This window comes from Halomonas qinghailakensis (assembly GCF_025820815.1).
GTDB lineage: Bacteria > Pseudomonadota > Gammaproteobacteria > Pseudomonadales > Halomonadaceae > Vreelandella > Vreelandella qaidamensis.
Genome location: NZ_CP096973.1, coordinates 961,405 through 980,768 on the forward strand (window position 1 = coordinate 961,405; position 19,364 = coordinate 980,768).

At 52.9% G+C, this 19,364-nt stretch carries 19 protein-coding genes; 18 read left to right on the forward strand and 1 reads right to left on the reverse strand.

What is annotated here, in order from left to right; translation table 11 throughout:
* Positions 1–38: 38 nt before the first annotated feature.
* The 4 genes from tgt to secF all read left to right on the forward strand — a co-directional run bounded on the left by tgt (position 39) and on the right by secF (position 4,545).
* Positions 39–1,157, forward strand: coding sequence for a tRNA guanosine(34) transglycosylase Tgt (gene tgt, locus M0220_RS04465; RefSeq protein ID WP_404813845.1), 1,119 nt, complete (start codon positions 39–41; stop codon positions 1,155–1,157).
* A gap of 71 nt (positions 1,158–1,228) precedes the next feature.
* Complete coding sequence (gene yajC, locus M0220_RS04470) at positions 1,229–1,555, forward strand: preprotein translocase subunit YajC (RefSeq protein ID WP_030069547.1); 327 nt, start codon at positions 1,229–1,231, stop codon at positions 1,553–1,555.
* Positions 1,556–1,689: 134 nt separating this feature from the next.
* The gene (secD, locus tag M0220_RS04475; RefSeq protein ID WP_030069546.1) at positions 1,690–3,543 is read left to right on the forward strand and encodes a protein translocase subunit SecD; all 1,854 of its coding nucleotides are present in this window, start codon (positions 1,690–1,692) and stop codon (positions 3,541–3,543) included.
* A 75-nt stretch (positions 3,544–3,618) separates the two neighbouring features.
* A complete protein-coding gene (gene secF, locus M0220_RS04480) occupies positions 3,619–4,545 on the forward strand; it encodes a protein translocase subunit SecF (RefSeq protein WP_030069545.1) in 927 nt (308 codons plus the stop codon).
* Between the two features lie 129 nt (positions 4,546–4,674).
* Here secF and M0220_RS04485 read toward each other — a convergent pair whose 3' ends face one another.
* Positions 4,675–5,469: an inositol monophosphatase family protein gene (locus tag M0220_RS04485; protein ID WP_030069543.1), complete on the reverse strand. Its 795-nt coding sequence runs from the start codon at positions 5,467–5,469 to the stop codon at positions 4,675–4,677.
* A gap of 142 nt (positions 5,470–5,611) precedes the next feature.
* Here M0220_RS04485 and trmJ point away from each other — a divergent pair, with 142 nt between their 5' ends.
* The 14 genes from trmJ to der all read left to right on the forward strand — a co-directional run bounded on the left by trmJ (position 5,612) and on the right by der (position 19,221).
* The gene (gene trmJ / locus M0220_RS04490) at positions 5,612–6,358 is read left to right on the forward strand and encodes a tRNA (cytosine(32)/uridine(32)-2'-O)-methyltransferase TrmJ (protein WP_030069541.1); all 747 of its coding nucleotides are present in this window, start codon (positions 5,612–5,614) and stop codon (positions 6,356–6,358) included.
* A gap of 168 nt (positions 6,359–6,526) precedes the next feature.
* Positions 6,527–7,492 carry a serine O-acetyltransferase gene (gene cysE / locus M0220_RS04495; protein WP_264018803.1) on the forward strand — a complete coding sequence of 322 codons (966 nt, stop codon included), beginning with the start codon at positions 6,527–6,529 and terminating at the stop codon, positions 7,490–7,492.
* A 76-nt stretch (positions 7,493–7,568) separates the two neighbouring features.
* Complete coding sequence (gene iscR, locus M0220_RS04500) at positions 7,569–8,036, forward strand: Fe-S cluster assembly transcriptional regulator IscR (RefSeq protein ID WP_030069537.1); 468 nt, start codon at positions 7,569–7,571, stop codon at positions 8,034–8,036.
* Positions 8,037–8,067: 31 nt separating this feature from the next.
* A complete protein-coding gene (locus M0220_RS04505) occupies positions 8,068–9,237 on the forward strand; it encodes an aminotransferase class V-fold PLP-dependent enzyme (RefSeq protein ID WP_030069535.1) in 1,170 nt (389 codons plus the stop codon).
* 57 nt (positions 9,238–9,294) lie between these two features.
* Positions 9,295–9,621, forward strand: a complete 327-nt coding sequence (locus tag M0220_RS04510) for a HesB/IscA family protein (protein WP_030069533.1) — start codon at positions 9,295–9,297, stop codon at positions 9,619–9,621.
* Between the two features lie 163 nt (positions 9,622–9,784).
* Positions 9,785–10,210 carry a nucleoside-diphosphate kinase gene (gene ndk / locus M0220_RS04515; protein ID WP_030069531.1) on the forward strand — a complete coding sequence of 142 codons (426 nt, stop codon included), beginning with the start codon at positions 9,785–9,787 and terminating at the stop codon, positions 10,208–10,210.
* A gap of 85 nt (positions 10,211–10,295) precedes the next feature.
* Positions 10,296–11,480 (forward strand): 23S rRNA (adenine(2503)-C(2))-methyltransferase RlmN, encoded by a 1,185-nt coding sequence (gene rlmN / locus M0220_RS04520; protein WP_030069529.1) that lies wholly within the window; start codon positions 10,296–10,298, stop codon positions 11,478–11,480.
* A 133-nt stretch (positions 11,481–11,613) separates the two neighbouring features.
* Positions 11,614–12,348: a type IV pilus biogenesis/stability protein PilW gene (pilW, locus tag M0220_RS04525; RefSeq protein ID WP_264018804.1), complete on the forward strand. Its 735-nt coding sequence runs from the start codon at positions 11,614–11,616 to the stop codon at positions 12,346–12,348.
* Between the two features lie 39 nt (positions 12,349–12,387).
* Positions 12,388–13,395: a RodZ domain-containing protein gene (locus M0220_RS04530; RefSeq protein WP_264018805.1), complete on the forward strand. Its 1,008-nt coding sequence runs from the start codon at positions 12,388–12,390 to the stop codon at positions 13,393–13,395.
* An 8-nt stretch (positions 13,396–13,403) separates the two neighbouring features.
* On the forward strand, positions 13,404–14,519 hold the full coding sequence (gene ispG / locus M0220_RS04535; protein WP_030069523.1) for a flavodoxin-dependent (E)-4-hydroxy-3-methylbut-2-enyl-diphosphate synthase: 1,116 nt from the start codon (positions 13,404–13,406) through the stop codon (positions 14,517–14,519).
* A gap of 88 nt (positions 14,520–14,607) precedes the next feature.
* Entirely contained in the window at positions 14,608–15,903 is a 1,296-nt protein-coding gene (gene hisS, locus M0220_RS04540; RefSeq protein WP_264018807.1) for a histidine--tRNA ligase, read from the forward strand.
* Positions 15,904–15,980: 77 nt separating this feature from the next.
* On the forward strand, positions 15,981–16,640 hold the full coding sequence (locus M0220_RS04545) for a YfgM family protein (protein WP_030069518.1): 660 nt from the start codon (positions 15,981–15,983) through the stop codon (positions 16,638–16,640).
* Positions 16,637–17,821: an outer membrane protein assembly factor BamB gene (gene bamB / locus M0220_RS04550; protein WP_264018808.1), complete on the forward strand. Its 1,185-nt coding sequence runs from the start codon at positions 16,637–16,639 to the stop codon at positions 17,819–17,821. Before M0220_RS04545 ends, bamB begins: the two co-directional genes overlap by 4 nt.
* On the forward strand, positions 17,818–19,221 hold the full coding sequence (gene der, locus M0220_RS04555) for a ribosome biogenesis GTPase Der (RefSeq protein WP_030069514.1): 1,404 nt from the start codon (positions 17,818–17,820) through the stop codon (positions 19,219–19,221). The genes bamB and der overlap by 4 nt, the downstream gene beginning before the upstream one ends.
* The last annotated feature ends 143 nt before the right edge of the window (positions 19,222–19,364 follow it).

Below are 19,364 nucleotides of genomic sequence, written 5' to 3' on the forward strand. Positions count from 1 at the left end.
TTATTGACGAGTTATTTTAGATGCGAAACGAATGCTTTATGCGCTTTGAGCGCCTTGCTGAAGATGGCCGTGCGCGCCGGGGACGCCTGCACTTTCCTCGTGGCACCGTGGAAACTCCCGCCTTTATGCCGGTGGGCACCTACGGCACAGTGAAGGGCATGACACCAGACTCCGTGAAAGAGATTGGCGCAGAAATCATTCTCGGCAATACCTTTCACCTATGGCTGCGCCCTGGCACCGATGTCATTGAAGCTCATGGCGATTTGCATGACTTTGCCCAATGGGACAAACCCATCCTGACCGACTCAGGCGGTTTTCAGGTATTTTCCTTGGGTGAAATGCGCAAAATCACCGAGCAGGGTGTGCATTTCCGCTCACCAGTCGATGGTAGCAAGGTGTTTATGGGGCCGGAAGAGTCCATGGCCGTGCAGCGCTCGTTGGGCTCTGACGTGGTGATGATCTTCGACGAGTGCACCCCATACCCCGCGACCTTTGAAGAAGCCGAAAAATCCATGGAGCTTTCGCTGCGCTGGGCAAAACGCTCCCGCGATGCCCATGGTGATTCGCCTTCAGCGTTGTTCGGTATTATTCAAGGTGGCATGCACCCTGAACTTCGCGAACGCTCACTAAAAGGGCTGCTCGGTATTGGCTTCGATGGCTTAGCCATTGGTGGCCTATCGGTGGGCGAGCCCAAAGAGGAGATGATCAAAGTACTCGATTATCTACCCACCTGGATGCCAGACGATACCCCACGCTACCTAATGGGCGTTGGCAAGCCAGAAGACTTGGTAGAAGGTGTGCGCCGCGGCGTCGACATGTTTGATTGCGTGATGCCCACTCGTAATGCGCGCAACGGCCACCTGTTCACCTCAGACGGTACAGTTAAGATCCGTAATGCCAAACACCGCTTTGATACTCGACCGCTTGATGAAGGGTGTGACTGCTATACCTGTCAGAATTTCTCACGCGGCTACTTACACCACCTTGATCGTTGTAACGAGATGCTCGGCTCCATGCTCAATACCATCCATAACTTACGCTACTACCAGCGGGTAATGGCTGATTTGCGCGCGGCAATCGAAGCGGGTACATTGACGACCTTTGTGGAAGGCTTTTACGCCCAGCGCGGCCTGTCAGTGCCTCCCCTAGCGAATTAATCGCCATCCGCCGTTGGCGGGTGGTTTAATCGGTTCACCCATTGAGTTTTCTAACCCAGGAGTTCTCTGCAATGCTGGATTTCTTCATCTCACCAGCCCATGCCCAAGAAGCCGCTGCCGGCGGTGGCATCGCGCAAATTGTTATGCTGGTTGGTTTTGTACTGATCTTTTATTTCTTGCTGTGGCGTCCCCAAGCAAAGCGCGCAAAGCAGCATAAGCAGTTGGTTTCTGGCTTGGCTAAAGGCGACGAAGTTGTCATCGGTGGCGGTCTTGTTGGTCGTGTTACCAAAGTTAATGATGAGTTCCTAACGCTGGAAGTTTCTGAAGGCACCGAAGTTAACGTGCAGAAAAATGCCGTTGCTGCCGTACTTCCTAAAGGCACTATTAAGTCCATCTAACGCCTGCATTCCCCCCTGCCGATCCAGTGCCAGCCACCCCGGCAGGGGTGAGATGGTAGCCACGATGGTGAACTTTGCTGTGCGCGGTTTGTCCGTGCACAGCAATTCCGTTTGTAATTGAAGGCAGGGCTTGCATGCTCAACCGTTACCCCCTGTGGAAGTATCTGCTGATACTGGTCGTCCTGGTGGTTGGCCTTATCTATTCGCTTCCCAACTTATTCCCCGCAGATCCCGCTATCCAAGTTAGTGATGCCCAGGGCGACTCGCTGGATGAACGGCAAATATCCCGCGTTGAAGAAGCACTCATCGACAGCAATATCGCCATTAAAGCGATCGAAGAAACGAATGGCCAATGGCTAATTCGTTTACAGAGTGATGATGACCAGCTAGATGCCCGTGATATCGCCTCCGATGTATTGGGCAACGATGCCACTGTTGCACTCAACCTTGCTGACGCCACCCCTGGTTGGCTGCAAGCCTTTTCCGCATCTCCCATGACGCTGGGCCTCGATTTACGCGGAGGTGTGCACTTCTTACTTGAAGTAGACATGGACGCCGCCCTTACCCAGCGTATGGAAGTGAATGCTAGTGCCATGCGTGAGCTGCTGCGTGGTGAGCGTATTCGCTATCGCAATACCACCATCAACGATCGGTCACTCTCTATCGATTTCGGCAGTACAGATGATCGTGATACTGCTCGACGCTTGATTAGTCGCGACTTCCCTAATTTTGAATATAGTAACGAAGGCGATGGCCGCGCTTCTAGCCTTGTTATGACGCTAAGCGACCAAACCGTTAGCGAGATTCAAGACTATGCGATCAATCAAAACCTCACCACGCTACGTAACCGCGTGAATGAACTGGGCGTAGCTGAACCGATGGTTCAACGCCAAGGCCCTAGCCAAATTGTGGTTGAGCTGCCCGGCGTTCAAGATACCGTCGCTGCCAAGCGCATTGTCGGCGCAACGGCAAATCTAGAGTTTCGCCTGGAAGCACGTAACGACACACCAGATACAGAAACCGAGCGTTTCGAATTCCGTAACGACCCAGCACGCTCAGCGGAGCTGATGCGCGACGTCATTATTACCGGCGACAGCGTATCCAGTGCCAGCAACAGCTTTGATGAAAATGGCCGCCCCCAGGTCAACATCAACCTAGACGGCACCGGCGGTACGCTTATGAACCGCGCTACGCGTACGAATATCGGCCGTAATATGGCGGTGTTATTCATTGAACATAAAAGCGAAGATCGGGTAGAAATCGACCCCGAAACGGGCGAAGAAACCACTGTCCGCGAGCCTTATACCGAACGCGGCTTGATCAGCCTTGCAACCATCCAAAGTGCGTTGGGCAATAGCTTCCGCATCACCGGTTTAGACTCGCCGACTGAAGCTGCTGAGCTTGCTCTTCTGCTGCGCTCTGGTTCACTAGCCGCCCCTATCTACTTTGTACAAGAACGCACTATCGGCCCAAGCTTGGGTGCTGAAAATATTGAGCGCGGTCTGCTCTCGGTTCAAATCGGCCTGTTGCTGGTCGTTCTGTTTATGCTGGCACGTTACAAAGTGTTTGGCATATTCGCCAATATCGCCCTGGCGCTTAACCTGACGCTGCTAATTGCGGTGATGTCGATGCTCGGTGCCACACTTACACTGCCAGGTATCGCCGGGATTGTGCTTACCTTGGGGATGGCGGTGGATGCCAATGTTCTAATCTTCGAGCGCATACGCGAAGAATTACGCAATGGCATGTCGATACAGCAGGCAATCCATGCGGGCTACGAGCGCGCTTTCACCTCTATCGTGGATGCCAATATCACCACACTACTGGTGGCGGTAATTCTGTTCTCGATTGGTACCGGTCCGGTAAAAGGCTTTGCCGTTACGCTCTCTATTGGCATCTTGACATCCATGTTCACTGCTTTACTGGTAACGCGCGCCATGGTCAACCTGACCTATGGCAGCAAGCCCGTCAAAAAGCTGTGGATTTAACATGGATCTAAATGGCATAGATTTGAAAAGCATGGATCTGAACCACGTGCTTAGCCCAGAATTTAAGAGGTGGTAATGAAACCCCTATCACAACTGCAAATCGACTTTATGGGGCGGCGCAACTTTGCGTTTGTCGTCTCTGCCGTGCTGCTAATTATCTCAATTGGCGCCATTATTTTTCAGCAATTAAACCTCGGGCTGGACTTCACGGGCGGTACGCTGGTGGAAGTACGTTATGGTGCCGCACCGTCATTAGATGCGATTCGCCAACTGCTTGAAGACAGCGGCTTCCAGGATGTGTCAGTACAAACGTTTGGTGCATCAACCGAAGTGCTTATCCGACTCCAGCAGGCATTCGATGCTGATGTCGGCAATGAGGTTGTCAGCTTGCTTCGTGCCAATGGCGATAGCGTTAATCTAGTAAGGGCCGAGTTTGTTGGCGCACAGGTGGGTGACCAGTTACGTGACCAGAGCGGCTTAGGCCTGCTGGTAGCCCTGGGCGTGGTGATGCTCTACGTTGCCTTTCGCTTCCAATACAAGTTTGCCATTGGCGCCCTGCTAGCCCTGCTGCACGATGTCATCATCGTTGTTGGCATCTTTGCGCTGTTTCAGCTGGACTTCGACTTAACAGTACTGGCAGCGATTTTGGCGGTAATCGGCTACTCGCTAAACGACACGATTGTTGTTTATGACCGTATCCGCGAGGCTATTCGCACATCACGTATTGATGATATGCCGCAAATCTTCAACGAAGCGATCAATGCCACGCTGTCCCGTACGCTGGCTACTTCTGGCACGACTGTGCTGGTGCTACTGGCGCTGCTGTTATTGGGCGGCGATATGATTAAGAACTTCGCCATTGCGCTGCTGATTGGCATCGTAGTAGGCACGTTCTCATCAATTTATATCTCAGGCGCACTACTGATTCCGCTTAAGCTTTCTCGGGAAGACCTTATACCCACTAAGAAAGAGCTGGATGAAGAGGAAGAAGAGCTGCCCTAAACGGCAGCTTGATCGCGCCAATACGTTAAGTGGCAAGCAAAAAAGCCCCGCTGGCGAAAAACCAGCGGGGCTTTTTAACTACATCATTTATTAACTACATCATTTATTAACTACATCGCTTTTTAACGCTTAAAAATGCGGTGCCAATTGTTTAATCAAGGCTTTGTACAGGCGCGGGCCAGCGGCCATCAGCTGACCTTCAGCATTCACTGTCGGTTTGCCATCAGGCGACCCTATCAGCGCTCCGGCTTCTTTCAGCAATAGCGTTCCTACCTGCATATCCTGCTCTTCAAGGCCCAACACAAACACACTGTCCACTCGGCCACAGGCGAGTTCGCAAATATCCAGCAGGCCACTACCAGATGCCAATATGGCTTCTACTTGAGGCGCTAATTGCTGAGTAATGGTCAGGTAAGCTGGCAAATGGCTAGGGCGTAACCAGGTTTCCGGCAGGCTCATGGCGATTCGCGTACCGCTAATAGCGGTAGGCTTGCTAACACGCATGCGCTTATCGTTATGCTGCGCACCGCGACCGCGGCTAGCAATATATTCATCGTCGGCGAACGGGCAAATAATGACCGCATGCTCAGGACGACCTTTTACGAGACACACCACTGAGAGAGCAAAGCCCTTACCTGCCACCGCTAAATTGGAATAGCCGTGCATTGGTTCAATCTTCCAGACGATATCAGCGCCTTCGCCTTCGCCCGCTTTATGGGGCGTATAGCGGCCACTGACGCCATGCAGGGGATACCCGCGCTGCAGCTGCTGAACAATGGTAGCCTCTGCTTTGCGAGCAGTATCTTCTAGCAAGCGGTCGAGGTTAAATTCATCGTGAGCATTTTCAATGCGTTCACGAACACGTAAAAAGTGTTCAACAGCGCCACGCGCAGCGCGCAGCGTAAATTGGACCATAGGATTCATGATCGGGCCTTGTCACAGTGATGTTAAAGAACGGAGGCAGTGGCAGGACTGCTTTGGCGCGTAATTCTAACAGAGCCCCCTCGGGCATGCTATCGACTCATGCTAAACTGCGCGTTTTCCGCACTTGATTACCGAGCCCATTATGCTTGAGCGCATTCGTATTGTTCTTATTGGCACTAGCCATCCTGGTAATATTGGCGGCGTCGCCCGCGCCATGCACAACATGGGCTTAGCCGATTTAGCCCTGGTCGCGCCGCGCTGCGAAGTAATTACCCAAGACAGCATTTCCCGCGCCTCGGGAGCTGACCACCTGCTCCATCAGGCAACGGTTCACTCTACCCTAGAAGACGCCGTTGCTGACTGCACGCTTGCCGTGGGTGCTAGCGCCCGCTCGCGCACGCTGCCCTGGCCAATGATCTCTCCTCGTGAGTTGGCCGAACGTTTGCCCGATGAATGTCAGCCTGATAGCGCTCGCGTAGCCCTGGTGTTTGGCCGCGAGGACAGCGGCTTAACAAATGCCGAGCTGCAGCGTTGCCACGCCCATGTGCATATTCCCACCAACGCAGACTTCAGCTCGCTAAACCTAGCCGCCGCTGTTCAGGTGATTGCCTATGAGTGCCGTATGGCATGGCTAAGCCAACAGGATACCGCCAGCACCACTGAAGAACCGGATGATGCGTTGGTCACCCATGCCGAACTAGAACGCTACTTTGAACACCTAGAACGCACGCTAATTGCCATTGAGTTTCATGACCCCGCACAGCCGCGCCAACTGATGGCTAGACTGCGTCGTCTCTACCTGCGTGCTCGTCCAGAAAAAATGGAAATGAACATTCTACGTGGGATTCTTTCGGCAACTGAAAAAACAGCAGACAAACATCGGCCATAACGCTGACTACTGCTGCAGCCTGAGTTGCCGAAACTTGAAGTCGCCCCAGCGCGCCCCAACATTGTTTTTTAAACGTGGCATTGCGCTAACCATATTCTAAGAACCATATTCTAAGAACCATATTCCAAGAACTTATGACTGCCGCCCTTTAACGCCCAAGGATCACCCATGTTTCAACGCCTGCGTGAAGACATTAATAGCGTATTCGACCGCGACCCAGCGGCACGTAACTTTCTTGAGGTGCTGACCAACTATCCAGGCCTACATGCCCTGCTGCTTCATCGCTGCAGCCACTGGCTGTGGAAGAAAAACCTTAAATGGCTGGCACGAACGCTATCGACATTTTCCCGCTGGCTGACCGGCATCGAAATTCATCCAGGTGCCACCATTGGCCGCCGCTTCTTTATCGATCACGGCATGGGCGTAGTGATTGGTGAAACGGCGTTAGTTGGCGACAACGTGACCCTTTACCAGGGCGTTACCTTAGGTGGCACCAGTTGGAATAAGGGCAAGCGTCACCCTACGCTGGAAGATGGTGTGATTGTCGGCGCTGGTGCGAAGATTCTAGGACCATTTACCGTTGGTGCAGGCGCAAAAATTGGCTCTAATGCTGTCGTTACTAAAGAAGTTCCATCCGGCGCTACGGTGGTTGGTATTCCAGGCAAGATCGTTAAACGCGCCGACCCCGATAGCGAAGAAGTATTAGATATCGATCCTGCTCGCCGTGAAGCGATTTGCCAAAAATTTGGCTTTGATGCCTATGGTGTTAGCCAGGATATGCCCGACCCTGTGGCACGTTCGATGCAGGCCATGCTCGACCATATGCACGCTGTGGATGAACGCATTGAGCGCATGTGTTCAACACTGCGCAAACTCGATGCTAACTATCGCGACGGCCAGCTACCTGCCCTGCGGGATGAAGATTTTGCCGACATTCTGGATGAAAACGATACAGGCTGCCCAGGGGTTGGCAAACATAGCCATAGCCCACAAACCAACACCAGGACGACCGAGACAGACACAGCCAATGCGCAGCAAACTGCGGCGCATCCACCTACGGACTCACCCTCCACTTTAGCGGCTGACACAGCATCAGAGTCGACATCTGAGTCAACGACATCGCGCAATAGTTGACCAAAGCACTCAGGATTTCCATAATGGCGCTACATTTGCCGTAAGTGCGCTGAGGTTCAGCGTCGAGGTGCCTGTCATGCGCTTGACCACTAAAGGCCGTTACGCCGTTACCGCCATGCTTGATTTGGCGATAAATACCCCCCAAGGGCCTACCAGCTTGGGGGACATTTCTCAGCGTCAGGAAATTTCGCTCTCTTACCTTGAGCAGCTGTTTGCACGCCTGCGAAGAGCTGGCCTAGTCAGCAGCGTGCGTGGCCCGGGTGGCGGCTATTTACTAGCGAAACCGCCTGAAGATATCAGTGTTTCTCAAGTGATTGATGCGGTTAATGAGACCGTGGATGCAACACGCTGCCAAGGGCTTTCAGACTGCCAACAAGGCGACACCTGCCTCACTCACCACCTATGGTGCGAGCTGTCTAGTCAGATTCGTAATTTCCTTGATGACACAAGCCTTGCACAGCTGATGCAGCGCCCCGATGTTATGCGTATTGCCTCTCGGCAACAGCAGCGCGTAGAAGCAGGCATTCTCGCCTCATCCCCTTAACGGCTTTCACCGCACGTTGGACTTTATGACGATGACCTCTTCACCTTCGCTGCCGATTTATTTGGACTATGCCGCGACCACGCCGGTCGATACGCGCGTCGCTAACATCATGCAGCGCTACTTAACGGTTGACCAGCTGTTCGCCAATCCTGCCTCGCGCAGCCACATGCTAGGCTGGCAGGCGGAACAGGTAGTAGAGCAGGCCCGCCGTCAAGTCGCGGATACCGTTGGCGCAGACCCACGCGAAATCGTTTGGACCAGCGGCGCCACTGAGGCCAACAATCTCGCGCTAATTGGCTATATGCGTGCCAATCGTGAGCGCGGCATGCACTTGGTAACGTCCACCATTGAGCATAAAGCAGTTGTTGATACCGCCAAGGCCTTAGAAATCGAAGGTTTTGAGGTGACGTGGATTACGCCAGGGCGCGATGGTCGTACAACGCCTGAGCAGCTGCGTGCCGCTATGCGAGACGATACGGCACTGGTATCGTTAATGGCAGTTAACAACGAACTGGGTAGCATTAACGATATTGCTGCGCTGGCAGAGATTACTCATGAGTTTGGCGCTGTTTTCCATACCGATGCGGCCCAAGCTGTTGGCCGTATTCCTTTAGATGTTGTAGCGCAGCAGATTGATTTAATGTCTCTGTCTGCCCACAAGGCTTACGGTCCTAAAGGGGTTGGTGCGCTTTATGTCAAACGCCACCCAGATATACGCCTAGAAGCCCTTATTCATGGTGGCGGTCACGAGCGAGGCATGCGCTCTGGAACTCTACCTACCCATCAAATTGCCGGGATGGGTGAAGCGTTTGCACTGATGCAACACCACCATCAGGAGGATCAAGCGCATATTGCCCAGCTACGGGCGCGCTTCCTGACAGGGCTAGAGGACGTTGATGGTGTCTTCGCTAACTCTCCACTGGAAAATGCCGTTCCCAATATTTTAAATCTGGCATTTAAAGGGGTAGACGGTGAATCGCTACTGATGGCACTGCGCGATGTTGCCGTATCAACTGGGTCAGCCTGTAACTCTGCTAGCGTCGACCCATCCTATGTTTTATTGGGAATTGGTATACCGCGCGCCCTGGCGCTGTCCTCGCTACGCTTCAGTTTCGGGCGTTTCACTACCGACGCCGACATTGATCATGCACTGACATTACTGCGCCATGCATTGAGTGGTCTTCGCTCATCCACGCGTTAAATGGCTGATGCCACACTTGGCAATCAACCTACCGACTTCTTGAAGGAGAACGCCCCTATGGCAACTCTCAATATTACGCCCGCTGCAGCTCAGCAAATTCGCCATGTTCTCGATGAGCGTGGCCAGGGACTGGGGCTGCGCGTTTCCGTTAAACCTAGCGGTTGTTCAGGCTATAGTTACGTACTCGACTTTGCCGATGACGTCAGCGATGACGAAATTCGCTTTGAAGAGCATGGCGCTTGCGTATATATCGCGCCAGACGCGCTAGAAATACTCAACGGCAGTGAAGTGGACTATGTAAGCGAAGGGCTGAATCGCTTTTTCCGCTTCAACAATCCCAACGTTAAAGATGAGTGTGGCTGTGGCGAAAGCTTCACAGTCTAAGCGTTTAGCGCTGCATCACCGGTATTCATCCCCCCCTTGAGGCGCTATAATCGCGGCCACTCGGCAATTGGTGATGCAAACGCCCTGCCGACTCATTTTTCCTGCGCCGCCTCGGCTCTCCGGGGCGGCACTTCTGCTTTATGCCTCTTAAGGAGATTCCACCATGGCAATTGAACGTACTCTTTCTATTATCAAGCCTGATGCCGTTGCTAAAAATGCAATTGGCGACATTATTGCTCGCTTTGAAAAAGCAGGCCTGAAAGTTGTTGCTGCGAAGATGGTTCATCTTTCTGAAGAAAAAGCAGGCGGTTTTTACGCCGAACATAAAGAGCGTCCTTTCTTTAAAGACCTGGTTGGCTTCATGACGTCTGGCCCAGTCGTTGTTCAGGTACTGGAAGGCGAAGGCGCTATTGCTAAAAACCGCGATTTGATGGGTGCGACTAACCCGAAAGAAGCAGCACCGGGCACTATTCGTGCTGACTTTGCGGAAACAATCGACGCAAACGCTGTCCATGGTTCTGATTCGCCGGAAAGCGCTGCGCGCGAAATTAGCTACTTCTTCGGTAACGACGAAATTTGCCCGCGCTAAACCAAGCGTGCCGCCGATTCAACATCCGTTGCCGGCCATTTTCGCGGGGGCTAAGCCCCCGCCTTTTCTCTGAACGCTGACCGCCATGACCACTACCGTAGCTCAACATACGCCTACCTCTCTCTCTTCGACCGAAAGCGAACCTGCCGCCACTAACGCGCCAGAACGCCAGAATCTGCTGGGCATGTCTCGTGAGCAGATGGAGGCCTTCTTTTTGTCAATCGGCGAAAAGAAGTTTCGTGCTGCCCAGCTAATGAAGTGGATTCATCAGGAAGGTAGCGACGATTTTGCTGCCATGACGAATCTTTCCAAACCGTTGCGTGAAAAACTAGCTCGGTTGGCAGAGATTCGTGGTCCTGGAGTTGTTTACGAAGGCACTTCCAGCGACGGCACACGCAAGTGGGTCTTGGAAGTCGAAGATGGCAGTTACGTAGAAACGGTGCTGATTCCTGCAGAAAATGGCAAGCGCCGGACGCTATGCGTCTCTTCCCAGGTAGGCTGTTCGTTAGACTGCAGCTTTTGCTCGACCGGCAAGCAAGGCTTCCAGCGCAACCTGACCGCCGCCGAGATTATCGGCCAAGTATGGGTCGCCCAGCGCAGTGTTGGCCCGCGCCGCGATACCGCTAATCGCCCGGTGACGAATGTAGTCATGATGGGCATGGGTGAGCCGCTGCTCAACTTTGACAATGTCGTTCCAGCAATGAAGCTGATGCTAGACGACAACGGCTATGGCCTTTCCAAACGCCGCGTTACGCTATCCACATCTGGCGTGGTGCCGATGATCGATAAGCTTGGCGATGAGATCGACGTTAGCTTAGCCATTTCGTTGCACGCATCCACCGACGAGCTACGCAACGAGCTGGTACCGATTAACCGTAAATATAATATCCGTGCACTCCTGGACGCCTGTCATCGTTACTTATCGAAATGCCCGGATAATCGCCAGGTGACCATTGAATACACGCTCATTAGAGATGTAAATGACCAGCAGGAACATGCTGAGCAACTGGCGGCATTGTTAAAAGAACTGCCCTGCAAAATTAACCTGATACCATTCAACCCATTTCCTAACTCAGGCTACGAAAAGCCCTCACGCAACCAAGTGATGCGCTTTCAGCAATGGTTATATGACCTGGGTTATAACGCCACTGTACGTGTCACAAGGGGCGAAGACATCGACGCTGCCTGTGGCCAGTTGGTAGGGCGTGTGAAAGACCGCACTAAGCGTAGTGCACGCTATATTCAGTCCGTACAGCTTGACGCAGACTAAACCGTTGTTATCTTGACTTCCGTCGAGTGCGGCGCTTTGATGGACACGTTTTCGAACCGCCACACGCAAAAATGTTGCCACATAACTACGCGTCTGATGTTCACTGCAAAATGGTTGCTACAAGAGGGTGTACATGATCAGTCACTGCTGGCGCTTTTACCCATCTAGGGTTTGTATGCTGTGCGTGCTAGCCAGCAGTATGTTGCTAGTTGGCTGTGCCACGACTGATAACGCACTCTCAACCTCTGACGATGGCGCGGCAGATGCTTACACCCAATTAGGGGTAGCTTATCTAGAACGTGACAATCTTACCCGCGCGCTCGGTGCGCTTGATCGTGCACTTGAAATTAACCCACGTAATGCCGAGGCACTTCAGGCGCTTGCACTGGTCTATCAACAGCAGAACGAGAATGAGCTTGCGAGTCACTATTTCCAGCAAGCAATTAAGTCAGCCCCCTCTTTCACTCGCGCGCGTAACAACTATGCGGCGTTTTTGTATCAGCAGGGGCAGTTCACCGCCGCCTGCGAACAGTTAGAAACCGCATCTCAGGATGCCCAGTATGCCAATCGCGCTCAGCTGTTTACCAATTTAGGACAGTGCTATTTGGCAACCGAGAACATTAATGAAGCGCGCAAACGCTTACTGCGTGCAGTCAGCATTGATCCACGTAGCCCGCGTGGATATTTATTATTAGCCGAACTTGAAGTTTCACAGGGCAATTATGGTCAAGCTTGGGAGCCGCTGCAGAGCTATTTACAGCTGGCCGGGCAAGATCCAGTAGCGCTGGAAATGGCGATTGATATCGCCCATGCCCGCGGTGATCATGCTGCGGCTGCCAACTACCAGCGCTTATTGAATATTGACTAACGGTGCCCTGTTCACCTAATTATTGAAGGATGCTCAGCTATGAGCGATACACAGTCATACGAGAATGTTACGACCGCTAGTCCAACTGCTACTCCTGGCGAGCTTCTCTCGCGCCAACGTGAAGCACTTGGCGTACCGCTTACGGATGCCGCAAGGGCACTGAATTTGCGCCCAGCGGTGGTTGACGGTTTAGAGCAAGATAACTACGAAGAGATTCCTGTCGCTGCTTACCGCCGGGGTTACTTGCGTGCTTACGCGAAGTATCTCGGTATGGATGACGGTTTAGTGCTTGAGGCCTATCAGGCCAACCATGGTAGTAAAGAGCCAGACCGCCGGGTAACGCCGGTTTCTGTCACTCGGCCACCGTCTCGTCTTGGTGCGTGGCTTTTCAAGCTTGTTACTTTATTAGTCATTGTGGCCTTAATTGCCGTCACCGTTATGTGGTGGCAAAGCCGTGGCGGCAGTGAACCACCCAGCATGGGAAGCAACCCCGGGTTAGAGGAAGGGAGTAACACCGCGAGCACGCCAGCTAACAATGCAACGGCAACACCTGAACAACCCCTGGTTGCCACACCACAGCTTCCTAATAATACGCCTGCAGAACAGACTAGCTCTTCCGAGGGCATTGATGAGGAAGTGGCTAGCGCCGTATCGGCAGCTGTTGAGCCATCAGCAGAAACTGAATCATCGACTCCGGTGCCTAGCGAAGATACAGAGTTTGCCGCTACAGACGAAACAGCAGAAGCAACGGATGCCGCCGCTGACAGTGAAAACAATACGTCCGATGCAGCGCCAGCAACGAACCTCAACTTACTTGAACTGTCGTTTAACGAACAATCGTGGACTGAAATTTTTGATGCAAATAACCAGCGGGTGTTCGTCGGACTGCAAACCCCTGGCACCACAGCAAGTGTTGAGGGCGAGCCGCCTTTTCGTTTAACTATCGGCAACGCAACCGGTGTAGAACTGCGCTATGCAGGCGAGGACGTTAACCTTGTCCAACACGCCGGTGCTAATAATGTTGCCCGCTTTACCCTGGGAGAGTGACCCGTCTTATGCACGCCCCTTCTCCGATTAAACGCCGTTTTTCGCGCCAGATCCACGTTGGCAATGTCGCCGTCGGTGGTGATGCGCCGATTGCTGTACAGAGCATGACCAACACGAATACGCTGGATGTTGATGCCACCGTGGCACAAATTCAGCAGTTGGAAAAAGCCGGTGCCGACATCGTTCGCGTTTCTGTACCTGATATGGATGCCGCTGAAAGCTTCGGCAAAATCAAGCAACGTGTCGATGTTCCGCTAGTGGCAGACATCCATTTTGACTACAAAATTGCCCTGCGTGTAGCCGAACTCGGTGTCGACTGCTTGCGTATTAACCCAGGTAACATTGGCCGCGAAGATCGAGTACGCGCGGTGGTTAATGCTGCCCGCGATAATGGCATACCGATTCGTATTGGTGTCAATGCCGGGTCCCTAGAAAAAGATCTACAGAAAAAGTATGGCGAGCCAACCCCCGCCGCGTTGGTGGAATCGGCTATGCGCCATATCGATTACCTGGATCGCCTCGATTTTCAAGAATTTAAAGTCAGCGTGAAAGCCTCAGATGTATTTATGGCAGTAGCAGCGTACCGCGACCTGGCTACGCGTATCGAGCAGCCGCTTCATTTGGGCATTACCGAAGCAGGCGGCCTACGCTCTGGTACGGTGAAGTCGTCGATTGGTCTTGGCATGCTGTTAATGGATGGCATTGGCGACACGATTCGCGTATCGCTAGCGGCCGATCCGGTAGAAGAAATTAAAGTTGGCTTTGACATGCTCAAAAGCCTAAGGCTGCGGGCAAAGGGTATTAACTTTATTGCCTGCCCCAGCTGCTCACGGCAAAATTTCGATGTCATCAGCACCATGAACCAGCTAGAAGAACGGCTGGAAGACGTCATGACGCCCCTGGACGTCTCAGTCATTGGCTGCGTCGTCAATGGCCCAGGTGAAGCGAAAGAAACCGATATCGGCCTAACCGGCGGCTCACCGGCCAACTTGGTATATATCGATGGAAAGCCTGCTAGCAAACTACGTAATGATCACTTAGTGGATGATCTGGAAAAGCTTATCCGCGAGAAAGTGCGCCAAAAACAGCAGCAAGAAGACGACATGATTGCCCGCAGCGTTTAAAAAAGCCGAGCAAGCGATACCCAACCTGGAGGCGGGCATAACTTTTCTTTTCCCGCCCCAGCGTTGTCTCCCATACAAGGAGTTTTCATTGAGCAAGTCCGTCGCAAAAAAGATCCAGGCTATCCGTGGTATGAACGATTTATTGCCTAGCGAGAGTCCACGCTGGCAATTTTTTGAAGCCAAAGTGCGTCAGCTAATGCACCGTTACAGCTTTGATGAAATTCGTACGCCCATTGTTGAACAAACGGCGCTATTTGCTCGCTCAATTGGCGAAGTCACCGATATTGTCGAAAAAGAGATGTACACGTTCGACGACCGCAACGGTGACAGCCTAACGCTGCGCCCTGAAGGTACCGCAAGTTGCGTACGGGCGGCGATGGAACATGGCTTGCTACATAACCAAACCCAGCGACTGTGGTATCAAGGCCCTATGTTTCGCCATGAGCGCCCTCAGAAAGGCCGCTATCGCCAATTTCATCAGGTAGGCGTAGAAACGTACGGCTTTGATGGACCGGATATCGATGCCGAAGTCATTCTGCTCTCTGCGCGTCTTTGGCAAGAGCTTGGCCTGCTAGAACACGTGACGCTAGAGCTTAACTCCCTAGGCTCTTCAGAGGCACGCGCGGCCTATCGCGATAAACTCGTTGCGTATTTTGAACAACATCACGATGTTCTTGATGACGACTCAAAGCGTCGCCTGACAAGCAACCCGCTGCGCATTTTGGATTCCAAAAATCCAGCAATGGCGGACATGCTTAACAATGCTCCACAGTTAATGGATCATTTGGACGAGGAGTCGCGCACGCATTTCGAGCAACTCAAAGCCATGCTGGATGCAGCTGGCATTGGCTATGTTGTTAACCCACGCTTGGTACGGGGTCTTGATTACTACTGCCGCACGGTATTTGAGTGGACCACCACCGCCCTAGGCAGCCAGGGCACGGTATGTGCAGGCGGTCGCTACGATGGCCTAGTCGAGCAACTCGGCGGAAAACCCACGCCAGCCGTTGGTTTTGCCATGGGTATTGAGCGTTTAATATTGTTGCTAGAAACGCTAGACCTGGTGCCAGAAGAAGCGCTAGGTGGCTGTGATGTTTATCTGCTTCCGATGGATGATAACGCTACTATTGTAGCCCTTACGCTGGCCGAAGAACTGCGTAGTGAGCTGCCAACCCTTAGGCTGCAGCTGCACTGTGGTGGCGGCAGTTTCAAAAGCCGTATGAAAAAAGCCGATAAAAGCAACGCACCTATTGCAGTCTTATTGGGTGAAGATGAGCTAGCAGAGCAAGCCGTAACGCTTAAGTTCCTGCGTGATGATCGCGCGCAGTTGCGCGTCTCTCAGGCTGAGCTCGCCGCGACACTGCAACACCTAGTGCCCCATTAACCTTACTGTCGATATAGTTGGCAGACGAACACTCGCCAGCCGCCTTAGCGGCTGAGCTAAAGAATAGGAGGCCGCCCGTGGCGGAGCTGAGAAGCGAAGAAGAACAGCTAGAAGTAATTAAACGCTGGTGGAAAGAGAACGGAACCTCTCTCATAGCAGGGGCTGTTCTTGCGGCGGCGGGTGTACTTGGCTGGAATGCATGGCAAAACTATCAAGAAGGCCAAGCAGAAGCCGCCTCCGTGCGCTATCAGCAACTTGTCAATATGACCACTGGTAACACTTTGGCAGATGACCAGTTAGCCAATGCCCGTGAGCTCATTGATGAAATCACCAGTGACCATGGCAACACCCTCTACGCAGAATTAGCACAGCTGCTGGAAGCGCGTTTAGCTGTTCAAGAGGGCGATCTTGATGCAGCGAAAAGTGCGCTTGAGAATGTTGCTAGCGACTCTTCCCGCCGCTATGTGCAAAGTCTCGCATGGCTGAGGTTGGCGCGTATTGAGATTGCAAACGACAATCCAGAAGCAGCCCTGAGTTTATTAGATGAGTCGATTACCGATGCCCTAGCAGCTCAGCAGGCCAATGTTCGTGGTGATGCCTATGCGGCGTTAGGCCAAACAGAGCAAGCGCGAGACGCTTGGCAAACTGCGCTAGAACTGGCTCAAACCCAGAACCAGCCACTCTACGGCGTACAGTTCAAGCTTGACGATCTCGGCGTCGAAGAGGTGACACAATGATCACAACCCGCTTTTCTAAACTGCTATTTTCTAAGCCAACGGTGCGTCTTACCGTTGGTGCCGTGGCGCTGGCCTTGCTAGTAGGTTGTGCCAGCAAAGGCGAACCTGCGTATACGCCGAAAGAGCTGCGTAGTTTTGCAGAAACCTCCTCGCTTGAAAGCGTATGGAGTAGAAACGTAGGCGATGGCCTTGGTCGTGCCCGTTACCCCATAGCCCCGGCTCGCGAAGGCGAGACCATATTTGCCGCGGATGCTGATGGCGTGGTAGCCGCGTTTAACGCTGATAACGGCAATCGCGAATGGGAAATCGAACTGGATACGCCTATCTCAAGCGCCCTGAACGCCATTGCAGGTCAGCTTTATTTAGGTACTCGCAACGGTGAAGTAATCGCCTTGGATCAGCGTGATGGCAGTGTCAATTGGCGCTCACGCGTTTCCAGTGAAGTGCTGGCAGCACCACAAGCGAATCAACAGTTACTACTCGTTCAAAGCGTTGACGGACAAATCACCGCTCTCGACCGTGCCAGTGGCGAAGAGCGCTGGGTATATACCAGCTCGCAGCCTTCGCTTACCCTGCGCGGTACCGGCACGCCAATGGTCATTGATCCAGTGAGTTTTGTTGGATTTGCTAACGGGCAACTCGCCACGTTAGATAACCGCAATGGCCAGCCGCTGTGGGAGTTGCAGATTGCCACTCCCCGTGGGCGGAGCGACGTCGATAGGTTAGTTGACCTTGCCGGTCAGCCTGTCGTCACCCCTGATGGCCGACTCTTCGTTACCAGTTACAACGGCAACGTCGTAGCTTTGGAAGCAACACGCGGTGGCGTTCTATGGGAAAGCAATTTATCTAGCCGTCACACCCCGATTTTGGTGGGTAACATTCTGCTTGTGGTCACCGACGATAGCCACGTTGTGGGCCTAGATGCCGACAGCGGCCAGGAAGTGTGGCGTAACGATGATCTAGAAGATCGCTGGTTAACAGCACCCGCATTTGCTGATGGCCGCGTGGTCGTCGGTGACTTCGAGGGCTATGTTCATTTGCTTGACGCCCGCGAAGGCACGCTAGTCGGTCGTACCCGCGTACATAAGTCTGGCATCAGCGTGCGTCCCGCTACTGAAGGCAGCACCATTCATGTTCAGGCCAATAATGGTCGCCTGGAAACCCTGGAAGTAACTCCATGACACCCGTCATTGCTTTAGTCGGTCGGCCCAATGTGGGCAAATCGACCTTGTTTAACCGCCTTACCCGCTCACGCGATGCGCTCGTAGCGGACTTTCCTGGCCTTACCCGTGACCGTAAATACGGGAACGGAATGCTAGGCGGCAAAGCGTATACGGTGATTGATACCGGCGGCATCAGCGGTGACGAAGAAGGGATTGATGCGGCAATGGCCGAGCAGTCCCTGGCCGCGATTGATGAAGCCGATATTGTACTGTTTCTGGTAGACGCTCGCGCAGGGCTTAACGTGGCCGATGAAGCCATTGCTAACCATCTGCGCGTTAATCAGAAAAAAACCTGGCTAGTGGTCAACAAAACCGATGGTTTGGAAGAGCATTCGGCCATGGCTGACTTCTGGACCTTAGGGCTTGGCGACCCATGGCCGATTGCTGCCGCCCACGGCCGCAATGTCTCACTGCTCATTGACACAGTGTTGGAGCCATTTCCCGAACGCGATCCCAGCATTCCTGGGGATACCGGCACCAAAGGTATTCGTATAGGTGTTATTGGCCGTCCCAATGTGGGTAAGTCCACATTGGTTAATCGGCTGTTGGGCGAAGAGCGCGTTGTCGTATTTGATGAGGCAGGCACTACTCGCGATGCGATTGAAATACCTTTCGAGCGTCGTGGTAAGCCCTACGTATTAATTGATACGGCGGGGGTTCGGCGACGTAAGAATGTGAGCGAAATCGCTGAGAAGTTCTCAATCATCAAAACCCTTGACGCGATTAAAGAGTGTCATGTGGCGATTATGGTGCTCGATGCTCGCACCGGTTTAGTTGAGCAAGATATGCACCTGCTTGACTACGTCCTGACCACTGGCCGAGCACTAGTATTGGCTATCAATAAGTGGGATGGCTTGGAAAGCGACGCGAAGGAGAAAATGCGTTCAGAGATTAAGCGCCGCCTGGGCTTTGCCGACTATGCAGAGATGCATTTTATTTCCGCGCTGCATGGCACCGCTGTGGGTGATCTTTATCCTTCGATCGAACGAGCTTTCGATGCCGCGAACGCTCACTGGTCGACCAACCGGTTAACCACGCTACTTCAAGATGCAGTCAGCCAACACCCACCGCCCATGGTCAACGGCCGACGTATCAAACTACGTATGGCTCACCAAGGTGGCAGCAATCCCCCTATCATCGTAGTGCACGGCAACCAGACTGAATCACTGCCGGAAGCCTACCGCCGTTACCTAACCAACACGTTCCGTAAAGTGTTAAAGGTTCGCGGTACGCCGATGCGCTTTGAATTCCGCTCTGGTAGTAACCCGTTTGACCACATGGCAGGGGCAAGCGATAAAGAGAAAGCCAAAAAACGCGAACTTAACCGTACCAAAGAAGCGCGTAAAAGCCGCCGTTAATACCAACTTACTATGCTATACCCAACGCCTGCTGATTAACCTCAGCAGGCGTTTTGGTTGATAGCTCCCCCCACTAACAAATTAACTTGACAGTTATCCGCACGAGCCCTCAAATAGCCGCGCTTTTCGACAATTGCCTCTCT